A 12,129-nucleotide genomic window follows, 5' to 3' on the forward strand; every position below is an offset into this window, starting at 1 on the left:
TACTGGACGGCAAGCTCAAAGGTTGAATTTTTCAATTCTCCGGTAGAGGGCCGCCCGGGTCAGTCCGAGTTCACGCGCCGTTGCGGTGATCTCCCGGTCGTTTCGTTCCAGCGCGTTTTTGATCATGCGCACTTCCATTTCTTCGAGCGTCATATCTCCGGAAAAAATGCTGTTCGGTTGCTTCTTGTTCCGCGACTGCATTTCCAAATCCTCTACCTGGATAACGGAGGTCGGTGCCAGGATGGTGACCCGCTCGATCAGGTTCTGGAGTTGGCGGACGTTTCCGGAGAAGGATTGCCGCTTCAACCAATCCTGAGCCGCGTTGCTGAAGGCCATTTCGGGTCGGTCGTAGCGCTTGCGGGCGCTGATCAGAAAGTGTTCCGCCAGCATCACGATGTCGGAGGGCCGCTCCCGCAGGGGCGGCAGGTGCAGGTGGATCAGGTTGATCCGGTAAAGCAAATCCTCCCGGAAGGTTCCGGCGGCGACCATCGAGTGAAGGTCCCGGCTGGTGGCACTCAGGATTCGCACGTCGGTCGGCCGGGGTTTGCTTTCTCCCAGGCGCTCGTACTGTCGTTCCTGGAGTACCCGGAGTAGTTTGACCTGGGCGGCAGCGTCCAGGTCGCCGATCTCATCCAGGAACAGGGTGCCTCCCTCGGCCAGCTCAAAGCGGCCGGCCCGGTCGCTGCGGGCGTCGGTGAAGGCACCCGCCTTGTGCCCGAAGAGTTCGCTTTCGAAGAGTCCGGCGGGTACTCCGCCGAGGTTGACGGCCACGAAGGGGCCACCCCGTCGCTGGGAGCTTTGGTGAATGGCTTCGGCCACCAGTTCCTTGCCCGTACCGCTTTCTCCGGTGATGAGCACGGAAGCCTGGGTGGCCGCCACCCGCCGGGCCTGATCCAGGACATCCAGCAGGGCCGGAGATTGACCGATGATGCCTTCGAAAGGATCCTTGGCCTCACCCGAGCTTCCGGCACCTGCGGCCACGCCACCAAACGAAAAGGGAATCTTGTCAATGAGCATGCCAATGGCGTTGAGCAACTCATTATTGTCCCAGGGTTTAGCGATGAAGTCCCGGGCACCGGCCTTCATGCCTTCCACCGCCAACTGCACCGTGGCCCAGCCCGTCATCTGGATGACGGCGAGGTCCGGATAATTTGCCAGGATGGCCCGGAGCAGTTTCATCCCGTCTTTCCCGCTGGTATCAATGGTGAAGTTCATGTCCAGGAGCACCAGGAGGGGCTTAAAGTCCTGGATGGTCTCCATGACGTCCGCGGGGTGATGGACGCTCCGGGGGCGGTAGCCGGCCCGCCGCAAGATCAATTCCAGACTCTTGCAAACGGTACGGTCGTCGTCGATGATGAGGATGGGATGGCTCACGGTGAGGGGGTTTAGGGGGCGAGGCAGTAACTATTGATGGGGGGTAGCCGGAGGCGGCGGAGGCGTCGGTGCATCCTTTTTCAGGCGTTCCTTGATCATCCTCCCCCAGGCTTTCGCTTTGGCGGTGGCGGCCGCAGTGACGGCCGTCTGTTCAATGGAAAGTCGGTTACGTCGCACGTCCAGTTGCATCGTCAGGCCTTCCTCGGCGGAAAAAACGAGGATGCCTCCCGTCTGCTTTCCGTAAGCCGGACCCGCAACTTCCAGAAAGGCCGCCTTGAGCTCGGACGCATAGTTGTCGGTGGCCCGGACGGTGAATTCATACTGGTCGTTTTTGGTGGATTCATTGATCTTCAGCGACGTCCGCTGTGCCGACAAAGAAACTCCGACAACAAGTAGTAATAGGGTGAAGAATAAAGAACGCATAGGAAGGTATTTTTTAGGGGAATTGGGAAGATAGAAAAAAGGGAGCTAGCGGAAAGATTGGCGTAAGGTATCCCGCCAGCTCCCGGAGAGGTCATCGTTCGGTACAACTCTGCCGACGATCGAGACTAGTAGTAAAAAGACTCAACATCACCTCCTCCATAGAGAGGCTATTCTTCGTGCAAAACGTTGGCCGGGTGCAGGCCGGCGGCCTGCCGACTGGGCACGATCGAGCAGACGGTTACGATCACCAGGATTGTGACGATCGCTGCGACGATGCCCCAGTAGAAAAATTTATCGGGAATCGGCGTCAAATCCAGCAGGGGTACCTGTACGGCAAAGAAGACGCCCAGCAGAAGGGCCGCACCGGCCACGATCAGGACTTCCAGGACAAACTGGGTGGTGACCAGGCCGGAGGAGGCCCCCATGGCCTTGCGCAATCCGATTTCTGCCCGGCGCCGACTGATCTGGGTGAAGAGGACGCCGAAGAGACCCAGGGCAATATTGATCAACAGGAAACCCGAAATCACGATCAGAATTACCATAGGGATCACGATGGACCGGTTGGCCTTTACCCGGTCCTTGGCCATGTCCCAGATCACCACGTCGGTGTTCTTGGTATAGTTGACCAGCAGATTGTAGATTTTCTCCTCGGCCGCGGCCTTCTGGCCGGGCGCCATCCGGAGAATCATCATCTCGAAGGGATCATCATCTTCGAGGCGATCAATCTGAGGGTAGAAAGTCAGCGGGTAGTTCTCGGAGAAGTTGCTCTTGTACTTGAAGTCGCTGGTTACCCCGATGATCTGGTGCTCTCCCCCCAATTCCATGATGGTATCGATGATGGAGGCCGCATTGGGGTAATAACGATCCTTAAACTCCTTATTGACCACCATGGGACGGTACTTGGCGTTCTTGTCTTCTTCCGTGTACCAGCGACCGTCGATCAGGTCAACCTCCATGGTTTCCATGAAGTGTTCATCGACGAACATCATCTGGGTACTGATGTTTTGTCCGTTGATCAGGCTGTTGGTTTGCCAGGTGCTGCCACCGAAGGGGTTGACGTCTCCCAAAAAGGTAGCGTCTTCCACTTCGGGCATGGCCAGCAGATCCCGGCGGATGAGTTTCTGCGTTTCCAACACCACCAGGGAGTCCATATCATCCTGAAAATCCAGGCGGACCCCGATGGTGTCTTCGTAGTTGAAGCCAAGGGGAGAGCGGTAGCGCTCCAGGTTGTAGCTGATGAAGGTGTAGACGCCAAAGAGCACGACGAAGGCCAGCAGGATTTCCAGGAAGATCATTCCGTTGGCCCGGCGCTTATTCCACATCAAAGTAAATAGATGGCGAAACATAGTTTGATTATTTATTGGATGAGGAAATGGCTTAGCGGAGGGAATTGGCAACGTTGGTGCGGCTCATGCGGTAGGCCGGTAAAATGCCCGACAGGAAGCCAAACATCAGTACCACCAACAGGAAGTAGAGGAATACCTCCGGCGAAGAAGACAGGCGGGTGATGCCCAGGACGTCCTGCTGGTTGACGTAGCTGATGAGCCCCAGGGCCAGGGCCATGCCGATCACTCCGCCGATGGCGGTCAGTACCAGGTTCTCAAAGATGAACTGCAGGAGGATATCGCGGGAGTTGGCCCCGAAGGCCTTGCGTACCCCGATTTCCGATCGGCGCTCCTGCACCCGGCCGTTGTTCAGGTTCACCAGGTTGATGAGGGGCAGCGCCACGAAGAGCAGAATCAGCACAATGATGGGAATGAAGAGGGTGCGGGTGGCCACTTTGGGGTCCCGTTCTCCCAGCAGGCCCATCGCGTAGCCCTCAAAGAAGGTAGAGTTAAACATCTCAATGGCGTCGTGGTAGCTGTCGGCCGGCATCTGATAATTTTCGGCGAAGCTGTTGATCTCATCCATGATGGCTTGCCTACCCTCCGGACTTTTGGCCAGAAAGACGGCGCCGAAACCACCATAAACTTCCGTAGAGGAAAGCTCGCGGGGGTCGGTGGTCGTTACGGGCATGTAGATATCGCCGGCAAACATGGGGCTGTCACTCAGGGGACGTTCCACGATCCCCCGGACGGTAAAGGTTTTTTCACCGAGGACCATCTCCTGGCCGATCACGCCTTCGCTCACTTCTCCGAAGTATTCCCTGGCGGCCTTATCCGTAATGACCACCACCTGATTGGCGGACTCCACGTCGGCCTCGTAAAATTCCGTGCCGTGGCGGAAGTTGAAGTCGAATATCTCCCAGTAGGTGTGGGTGACGTAGTAGGAGTTCAGGGTAAACTTCCGCCCTTCCAGATAACCATCGATGTGGGTATTATCGTTGTAGAAAGCGTAGTTCACTGCGCCGTCCAGGTTGGTGAAGTGTTTTTCCAGGAAGGGATAGGCGATGGGGCCGTTGGACGTAGAGACGATGTCGTCTTCGTAGGTGTAGGAGGTATCGTAGCGCATCTCCCCGCCCTGCATGGCGATGGTGTCAATCCGGAGGATGGTGTCGGTTTCGGTGCGGGTCCGCTCGATCATGGGCATGATGACCAGCTGGTCCCGATCGGTGAGGGGTTTATTGTTGCCCAGGATCGCGTCAAAGAGCGAGGTAAGCACCATCAGGATCATCAGCGTGAAGCTGATGCCGAAGAGGCTGACGAAGGTGTAAAATGGCTTGCGCTTGAGCACCTTCAGGGCGAGTAAGAAATAATTCTTGATCATGATAAATGGATTTCTTGGTACGGGAAGAAAGGTGGACGATTTCCAGGCTTAGCTTACCCGTTCTCCGTCGCTGAGGCGAATCAGGCGGTGCGTCTTTTTGGCCATCCGTTCGTCGTGGGTCACCATCACGATCGTCGTACCGAGGTCTTTGTTGAGTCGCAGCAGGATGTCCATGATCTCGTCGCCCATCCGGCTGTCCAGGTTACCCGTAGGCTCATCCGCCAGGATGATCTTGGGCCGCCCGACGATGGCCCGGGCAATGGCCACGCGCTGCTTCTGACCGCCCGACAGCTGGTTCGGGAAGTGAGACATACGGTTGCTCAGCCCTACGTGCTCCAGAGCCTCCTGGGCCAGGCGACGGCGTTCCTTCCCACCCACTTTCCGGTACAGCAGGGGAAGCTCCACGTTGTCGACCACCGACAGGTCATTGATCAGGTGAAAGCTCTGGAAAATGAAGCCCAGTTGTTCGTTGCGGAAACGGGCGATGTAGGAGCCGTTGTAATCCGTAATCCGCTCCCCGGCGAGGGTAACCGTTCCTTCGCTGGGCTCGTCGATGAGGCCCATGATGTTCAGCAGCGTGGACTTACCGCAACCCGAGGGGCCCATGATGCTCAGAAACTCTCCCGTCGGCACGGTCAGGTTCAGCTTGGAGAGGGCCAGCGTTTCGATGGTTTCCGTGCGGTAAAATTTACTTACTCCGTTGAGTTCGATCATGGGCATGGATGCCGCGGAGGGCTTCATGGCCGGATCGAGGGAGGTGGAGGTGGAAGTAGACATGGCGTGATAATTTATGGTGATGTTGCGGTGAAGGAAGTGGTCTTATTGGGGTATTGGGTTGAGGTATAATCTATTCTTCGCCCAGGGGCTGGTTATTGATGAAGTCCCACAGGGTCAGTCGGGCCAGCCGGGCGTAGGTGAGCCAGTAAGCCCGTAGGGTTGCGGCGTAGGCGCGGGTATTTTCGTCGCGGTTTCGCTGGGCCAGCGTCAGCTCGGTCAGGGGGATGGCCCCCAGGGTGTAGCTTTCCTGGCTGATGCGGAATCTTTCGTTGGCGAGGTCCTTGATTTCGGTGGCCAGCGCCAGTTCTTCCTGCACGATTTTCCACTGCTCCAGCAGCTGGAGCAATTCGGAGGTAAGGTTCATCTCTACGCGCCGGCCGATTTCTTCGGTGAGGGCCCGTTCGCCCTTGGCGCGCTTGGTCAGTGCCCGGCGCTCCCCCCAGTCCAGGATCGGCATGGTAAGGTTGACGCTCAGGATGCGTTCGCTACGGGGGTCGGAGTAGATGGGCGCCAGCTCCAGGTCGTTGCGCACCAGTCCGAAACGGGCCTCCAGGTCGATGCGTGGCCCCAGGTCGCGCTTGATCTGATCGGCGTCCCGCGCGGCCTCCCGGTTGGCCAACCGGGCCCGCAGCAGCTCGGGGCGGCGGTCTTTGAGGAGGCGCAGGGCCTTCTCCGTCGTGATGGCGCTCTCCACCTCTCCTTCGGGCAGGGCGGGTTCGAGGAGCTCGTTTCCGTAGGTTTTACCCAGCAGCTGAAAAATGGCGGCGGACGCTGCGGCCACCAGTCGCTCGGAACGGCGCAGGTTCTGTTCGGCGCTGGCCAGCTCCAGCCGGAGTTGCACCAGATCGCCCCGGTTAATTTTTCCCAGCTCAAACCGCTCCTCGGCGATGGAGTAGAGCCGTTCGTTCGCCGTTTTGTTGGTCTCGGCAATGCGGCGCTCCTGGTCGGCGGCGACCAGGTCAAAAAATCGGTCCGTTGCGATCAGCGCAGCTTCGGCCCGGGCCGCTTCCAGCTCCCGTTCGGAGACCAGTTGCCGCATGGGGAACAGCTCGCGGTTCCACTTCAGGGGGTTGAAGGCCAGAATCGGCTGCAGGTAAGACAGGCGAATCGGCGCGCCGTTGTAGCTCTTCATGTCCAGGGCCAGGTTATCGGTCCGCTGCAGCCGGCTTTCCAGGGTAATTCTTCCACCCGTGGAGGCGATTTGCTGACTGGCGAAAAGACCGACAAAGGAGTTGTTCAGCTCGACCTCCCGGAAGGCTACCGTTCCGTCTTCCTGGATCACCTCCGTGGAGGTTTGAAAGTAATTGGGGAAGTTGGCCACCAGGTCCAGCCGGGGCTTCAGCCCGGCGCGGAAGGCGTCCGCCTGCAGGCTGGCACTGCGCAGGTTTTGCTGGGCGATGAGCACGTCCGTGGCCTGTTGCGCCGCTTCCTTCTGGAGCATTTCCAGGGTCACCAGGTCGTCTTGGGCGAGGACGCAGGTGCCCAGCAGTACCGTAATCAGCAGGGTTAATCCGTAGCGCAGCATAGTATTATTTGGGCGTTCAAAATTTTTCTTGTGCTTACTCATGACGTGATTATTCCTTGAGGCTGAAGCGGTTCATGGTTTCGTATTCCTCGGTGTCGGAGATGATGATTCGGTCGCCGGCCTTGAGGCCGTCCACGATCTCGACGAAGTCGCCGTTCCGCAGGCCGATGGATACGTCCCGGCGGTAGGCTTCCTGGCCGTTGAGCACGAAGATGGACTGCCGTTTCCCGCCCCGGAAGGCCGGTCCGTTACGGACCCGCAGGACATTCTCGCGCTTTTCCGTGATGGCCGAGAGTTCCGCCCGCATGTTGGGGCGCAGGGCCTCGTGGCTGGGGTTGTCCAGCTCCACGCGGAAGCGCAGGGTGTTGTCATTGACTTCGGGGAGGATGGCCGTTACCGTGCCCATGATGCGGTCTCGGGGCAGGCGCAGCTCCACGGGCATGCCGATGGTCAGCTGGTCGGCGTAGCGGTCCGAGCAGGTTCCCTCCACCCGGAAGCGGCCCAGGTCCGCGATGCGCGCCAGGGGCGCGCCTTCCTGCACCTGCTGCCCGATATTTTCGTTTACCCAGGTGACCACGCCGGCGCGGGGTGCCCGGACTTCGGTCTCCTTCATCCGGCGACTCAGCTGGGCTACTTCCTTTTCTTCGATCCCTACTTCAAGCTCCAGCGCCCGCTTGCGGCCGGCAATGCTACTCTTGCGGTAGTTGAGCTCGTTTTCCAGCTTACTGTATTCCAGTTCGGTGATTTTCACCTTCAGGTCCGCGGCTTCCACCTCTTCGGCGGTGGCTCCGCCAACTTCGAGCAGTCGCCTGGCGTCGGCCAGCTGGGCCCGGGCGGCGGCCAGCTCCAGCTTTTTGATGTCGGTGTCGTAGGTGAGTTCCTTCAGGTCACGATCGTACTCCATCTTGAGCAACTCGACGCTGTTTTCCCGCACGGCCAACTGGTCGCGACGGCCCTCCAACTGCAGACGCACGTAATCGCGGTCCAGCGTCATCAGCAGGGCACCTTCTTCCACTTCCTTACCGGCGGTCAGGTATACTTTTTCGATTTCGGTGGCGACCGGAGCATTGAGTTGTTCCTCAAAGGCCGGCAGGACCGTAGCCTGGGAGTTGATGGTGTTCAACACCTCCCCTCGTTCAACGGTCGCCATGCGCAGCGTATCCTCATCCATGGAGGGCCGCAGTGCCCGCAGACCCAACCACACCAGGGCAAAGGCGCCAAGTACGATAACTAAGTAGCGGAGAGCTTTGCCGCGCTTACGTTTACTGACTGTGCTTTGATCAATTGTTCGGTCCATGCCCACAACCCAGCCAGAATCGTGCCAAAAAATTAATCCACTAATAATCAAACACTTTTACATTAAAACTATTACGTAATTGTTCGATATCGGACAGTCTCTCGTGCAAAAACGAACATGAAGGGCTTCCGATGGGGTTTCAAAGAAGCTACCCAGACACATGGCCAAAGGGAAAAACCGTGGCACCCCGGCTGAGCACGAGGGTTCCATTTCATTGCACCTGCACGCCGTTGCGATGATCGGCTGACCACACCCAACACTCCATCTTTGGTGACGGAGCTTCCGCTAGTGACCATGCTTCCGGTATAATTCAAAATTTAAATAGTCAGGACAAATGAAAACCATTGCCATCCGTTACGGTCTCTACTTTTTCGCCAGCCTCGTCGGGCTGTTTCTCATCAGTTATTTTGCGGGCATTGCCAGCAATCCCGATTTCCGGGTGATCAACGCCACCGCTCACCTCGTGATACTGTACTACGCCATTCGCAGTCTGAGGAAACGGTCACCGAAGACCCTGAACAACTACGTCAGTGGCGTAGTGCAGGGAATGTACGTGGGCTTCGTGGGCACTTTGCTCTTCAGCATTTTCATGATGTTCTTCCTGATCCTGACGCCCTCCTTCCTCAGTGAACTGCAGGCGGCCACCAGTCTTGACGGTGCCCTCAGCCCCTTCACGGCGGCGGTCATCATTTTCATGGAAGGAGTGGGCATCAGCCTGATCGGCTCCTACCTCATGACGCGTTACGTCGACATGCGCATTGAGCGCAAGCGCGCCAATCCCGTTTACGCCCGCTAAACCAGGGTTCAGGGAATGATGGAAAAATAGATTTCCCTTCCCGGAAACCATTGCATGCGATCTTGCGACAGTCGGTACCGGTCCACCATCAGCTGGTGTTCTCCCGGTGGTAGGTGATATACGGGGATGATGCCCCTCAGTCCGTATTGTTTGCGCTCCGGGTGATAATAGAACCGGAGCGGGACTTCGGTATAGGTAGAGTCATTGATCCGGATGCGCCACAATTGCTGCATGCAGCCGAGAAGCTGCCCGGCATCGGAATCAAAGTTGACAATTTCACCCAACCGAAAGGCTCCCCTAAGCTTGGGCCCCGAATACTTTCCGGGTTCCAGCTCCGGGCATACTTTTTGGATGTTGGGATCGTGAAAGGCGGGTAGGTAGGGTAAGAAAACCGGCAGTAATCCATTATCGACGAACTGGGTGGGCACACTGGGGCGCTCCAGGTTCACCTCATCCACCTGGTCTTCATACACCTCGCTGCGATACCAGTATCCGGGCTCTTCATCCGGATTGTAGGCCACGTAAGATTCCCCGACGTACTGGAAAGACATGGCGGTGAGTACCAGCAACAACAGGGGGATGGCCAGATAGGCCATTTTCCGGCCGAAGGGGTTATCCACCAGATTGTAGTAGATGGGCCGGTACACGTTAGCCAGGGTGATGAAACTCACGAGGCGGTAAAAGGGGTAGTAAATCTTGGCCGTCCAGCGCCAGCGCTTCAGGGCCCCCAGGGTGATGAAGTCAATGAAGTACAGTATCCCCAGACCAAGGAAAAAGGCCACCACCGGATTCGCAAAGGGCGATTGATTCGTTAGTGGGGTGCCCAGGATAAACTGTAGGAATACCCGAAGAACAGCCACGAAGATTACGTACAGCAACATGCTGATGAGGCAGAACACCAGTAGGAAAACGTAGGCAAAAAGTACGCTACACAGATTTTCCAGCCTTTCGATGTACCGATCGAAAGAGCCAATTTTTTTCGCGAGATGATCCGCGAAACCCGATTGGAAATTCAACGCTGAGATGTCAATATCTCCGGAAACGGACCGCAAGCCGACGCAGGCGATCCAGAGTCCGCGGAGGGCGACGTGAATGATGAGTCCGGCCAGCAAAACGTAGTAGGCCGCCCGGAAGGTTTGGTAGGGCAAGACCAATAAATCAAAGGCCAGGCTGGTGTCCATCAGACGATCAACTTCGGCCTCCAGGGCGTGGTAGGGCTCCAGACCGGCGATGAGCAAAAAGACGGTAAAGCCGGAAATCAGCAGTTCCAACTGCCAGCTTTCCTGCTGCAGGTTATCCAACCACTTCGAGAGTGAGTTGGCTTGACGTTCACCGGGTCCCTCCATGATTTAAAGGTAGAAGTTTCCGCTTTGATTTGGAAGCAGTCCCTTGGGCGTGCTCGCCTCTCCTTATCTTTGCCCGCCCAACGCCAGTCCGGTCTCACGTGCTTGGCGTCCCTTAAATTTTTCGCAGTCCAGTTTTTATGGCTACCCGCAATAAGCTTCAAAAATTTGCCGAGCTTCTACGCTTACCCAACGTATACGAAAACTTTGACCCCACCCGGCCCGCGCTCGTCGGCCTGAACGGTGCGCCGGTGGAGATGAAAGGAAAGTGGGCCAGCGATCACTTCAAGAACGACCACCCCATCACCCTGGAGCTTGCCTGCGGGCGGGGGGAGTATACCCTGGACCTGGCCCGTCAGTATCCCGACCGTAACTTTATTGGCGTAGACATCAAGGGTGCCCGCATCTGGCGGGGTGCCAAAAATGCTCAGGCCGAGGGCCTGGATAACGCCGCCTTCCTCCGCACCCGTATCGAGGTCATCGCGGCCTTCTTCGCCCCCGGCGAAGTGGACGAAATATGGATCACCTTCCCGGACCCCTTCCTCAAAAAAGGCAAAGAGAACCGGCGGCTTACCGCCGCTCGCTTCCTGCGGCAGTATCGCTACCTGCTGCGTCCCGGAGGCCTGGTACACCTTAAAACGGATAGCCGCGAGCTCTACGACTGGACCCAGGAAACCTTCGCCGACCAGCCGGCCGTAGAGGTCCTCTACCACGATAACGACATCTACAGCAAACCCCTCCCCATCCCGGAGCTGAGCACGGAAACCTACTACGAAAAACTCCACAAGGGCCTGGGAAAAACCATCACCTACACCCAGTTTCGCTTCCGCGCCGAAGGAGACATTGTCGGTGGCAAGGGGATTCCGGGGCTGGAGGTGTAGGAGAAGGCTGAGGCTGAGGAGAAGGAAGAATAAAGAGGGAAGAAGGAAGAATAAAGAAGGAAGTGGCACTGCACCCTCGGAATAGGCTTGCTCCACAAGCCGGTCTAAAGGGCCTAACCTAGTAATGATACGCTGTAAAAAGTCACCGTGCCGCCTAGACTCGGCGACCGGCTTGCGGAGCAAGCCTGGTCCATTACTTTTCCAAAAACGGAATGCCCACGCTGCTTGAGGATTCTTTGTTTTCGGTGACACCCCATCGTCGACCTGAATTGGAGGAAAAGACAGAAGCGAAGGAGAAGGAAGTAGCGCTCATCGGGTGCGTCGGAGCGAAGCGTAGCTCATCCTATGTGTCGCGAACATTATTCTATGTGATGGATTCGAGCTATCCCAATGTAGTCATATACGCTTACGTCTATTGCAGTGATAATTGTTCCATCAGCATCGCGGATGACGTTATAATCATGGTCCCTGAAAAAGGGATGGTCAAGGAAACTATGCAGATTCAAACCCAGAAAATAGAGCTTGCCGACGTGATGCTCAACGGTGTAGTCTTCCGATAGGCCCAGGTCATTTAATTGCTCCTGAAGAATGGCCCGAAAAAGTGCGGCGTATCCGATGCAGTTGGCTCGTTCATTGTTCCAAACGGACTCAGGATCCTGATCCGATTGGTCAAAAGTGAAGCGGAGGCGAGCGGCCGTCAGGTCTTGGGCTTGATCAATGAGTTCGTCGATATCCGCTTGACGAAAAGTGGTCGTTTCGTCAGCCATCACTGCCCCGTGAACGTAGGCAGACATTTGGTACTCACGTTGTCCAACAGAGGTATATGAGATCGTCGCACGGAAAAGCATGCCTTTAGCCAGTACTAGAATGGCCAAAATAAACAAGGCTCTTTTCAAGATTTTATTCACGGTCTCTACATCATCTACGGTAAGGAAACGACCCGGAGTTTATTTATTGCCCTTCTTTGATCCAACTCTCTACGTTAAGGTACAGTTGGTGCAAAAAGT

Annotated in this window: 11 protein-coding genes; 2 read left to right on the top strand and 9 right to left on the bottom strand. The window is 56.8% G+C overall.

All coding sequences use genetic code 11. The annotated features are described in order from the left end of the window. Window positions 1–15 precede the first annotated feature (15 nt). From E1J53_RS21950 to E1J53_RS21980, 7 genes are all read right to left on the bottom strand, one after another. Entirely contained in the window at window positions 16–1,374 is a 1,359-nt protein-coding gene (locus E1J53_RS21950) for a sigma-54 dependent transcriptional regulator (RefSeq protein ID WP_134274576.1), read from the bottom strand. A gap of 30 nt (window positions 1,375–1,404) precedes the next feature. Continuing rightward, window positions 1,405–1,797 carry a hypothetical protein gene (locus tag E1J53_RS21955; RefSeq protein ID WP_134274577.1) on the bottom strand — a complete coding sequence of 131 codons (393 nt, stop codon included), beginning with the start codon at window positions 1,795–1,797 and terminating at the stop codon, window positions 1,405–1,407. Window positions 1,798–1,964: 167 nt separating this feature from the next. Further along, window positions 1,965–3,143 carry an ABC transporter permease gene (locus tag E1J53_RS21960; protein WP_134274578.1) on the bottom strand — a complete coding sequence of 393 codons (1,179 nt, stop codon included), beginning with the start codon at window positions 3,141–3,143 and terminating at the stop codon, window positions 1,965–1,967. A gap of 31 nt (window positions 3,144–3,174) precedes the next feature. Then, window positions 3,175–4,503: an ABC transporter permease gene (locus E1J53_RS21965; protein WP_134274579.1), complete on the bottom strand. Its 1,329-nt coding sequence runs from the start codon at window positions 4,501–4,503 to the stop codon at window positions 3,175–3,177. 48 nt (window positions 4,504–4,551) lie between these two features. Beyond that, window positions 4,552–5,217, bottom strand: coding sequence for an ABC transporter ATP-binding protein (locus E1J53_RS21970; RefSeq protein ID WP_134274621.1), 666 nt, complete (start codon window positions 5,215–5,217; stop codon window positions 4,552–4,554). Between the two features lie 133 nt (window positions 5,218–5,350). Continuing rightward, on the bottom strand, window positions 5,351–6,847 hold the full coding sequence (locus tag E1J53_RS21975; RefSeq protein ID WP_134274580.1) for a TolC family protein: 1,497 nt from the start codon (window positions 6,845–6,847) through the stop codon (window positions 5,351–5,353). Between the two features lie 7 nt (window positions 6,848–6,854). After that, a complete protein-coding gene (locus E1J53_RS21980) occupies window positions 6,855–8,102 on the bottom strand; it encodes an efflux RND transporter periplasmic adaptor subunit (RefSeq protein WP_134274581.1) in 1,248 nt (415 codons plus the stop codon). A 334-nt stretch (window positions 8,103–8,436) separates the two neighbouring features. Between E1J53_RS21980 and E1J53_RS21985 the strand changes: the two genes are divergently transcribed. Further along, window positions 8,437–8,898: a hypothetical protein gene (locus E1J53_RS21985; RefSeq protein ID WP_134274582.1), complete on the top strand. Its 462-nt coding sequence runs from the start codon at window positions 8,437–8,439 to the stop codon at window positions 8,896–8,898. An 8-nt stretch (window positions 8,899–8,906) separates the two neighbouring features. Here the strand turns inward: E1J53_RS21985 and E1J53_RS21990 are convergent, their stop codons facing one another. Further along, window positions 8,907–10,244 (bottom strand): hypothetical protein, encoded by a 1,338-nt coding sequence (locus E1J53_RS21990; RefSeq protein WP_134274583.1) that lies wholly within the window; start codon window positions 10,242–10,244, stop codon window positions 8,907–8,909. A gap of 137 nt (window positions 10,245–10,381) precedes the next feature. Between E1J53_RS21990 and trmB the strand changes: the two genes are divergently transcribed. Continuing rightward, window positions 10,382–11,122 (top strand): tRNA (guanosine(46)-N7)-methyltransferase TrmB, encoded by a 741-nt coding sequence (gene trmB, locus E1J53_RS21995; protein WP_134274584.1) that lies wholly within the window; start codon window positions 10,382–10,384, stop codon window positions 11,120–11,122. Between the two features lie 359 nt (window positions 11,123–11,481). Here trmB and E1J53_RS22000 read toward each other — a convergent pair whose 3' ends face one another. After that, window positions 11,482–12,030 carry a hypothetical protein gene (locus E1J53_RS22000; protein ID WP_216650087.1) on the bottom strand — a complete coding sequence of 183 codons (549 nt, stop codon included), beginning with the start codon at window positions 12,028–12,030 and terminating at the stop codon, window positions 11,482–11,484. Between the last annotated feature and the right edge of the window lie 99 nt (window positions 12,031–12,129).

Origin of the sequence: Lewinella sp. W8 (assembly GCF_004375085.3) — a bacterium.
Taxonomy (GTDB): Bacteria; Bacteroidota; Bacteroidia; order Chitinophagales; family Saprospiraceae; genus Neolewinella.

Excerpts from the sequence above, each read along its gene's own strand:
- E1J53_RS21955 (WP_134274577.1), bottom strand. The coding sequence starts at position 1,797 with ATGCGTTCTTTATTCTTCACCCTATTACTACTTGTTGTCGGAGTTTCT.
- E1J53_RS21960 (WP_134274578.1), bottom strand. The coding sequence starts at position 3,143 with ATGTTTCGCCATCTATTTACTTTGATGTGGAATAAGCGCCGGGCCAAC.
- E1J53_RS21965 (WP_134274579.1), bottom strand. The coding sequence starts at position 4,503 with ATGATCAAGAATTATTTCTTACTCGCCCTGAAGGTGCTCAAGCGCAAG.
- E1J53_RS21970 (WP_134274621.1), bottom strand. The coding sequence starts at position 5,217 with ATGATCGAACTCAACGGAGTAAGTAAATTTTACCGCACGGAAACCATC.
- E1J53_RS21975 (WP_134274580.1), bottom strand. The coding sequence starts at position 6,847 with ATGAGTAAGCACAAGAAAAATTTTGAACGCCCAAATAATACTATGCTG.
- E1J53_RS21980 (WP_134274581.1), bottom strand. The coding sequence starts at position 8,102 with ATGGACCGAACAATTGATCAAAGCACAGTCAGTAAACGTAAGCGCGGC.
- E1J53_RS21985 (WP_134274582.1), top strand. The coding sequence starts at position 8,437 with ATGAAAACCATTGCCATCCGTTACGGTCTCTACTTTTTCGCCAGCCTC.
- E1J53_RS21990 (WP_134274583.1), bottom strand. The coding sequence starts at position 10,244 with ATGGAGGGACCCGGTGAACGTCAAGCCAACTCACTCTCGAAGTGGTTG.
- trmB (WP_134274584.1), top strand. The coding sequence starts at position 10,382 with ATGGCTACCCGCAATAAGCTTCAAAAATTTGCCGAGCTTCTACGCTTA.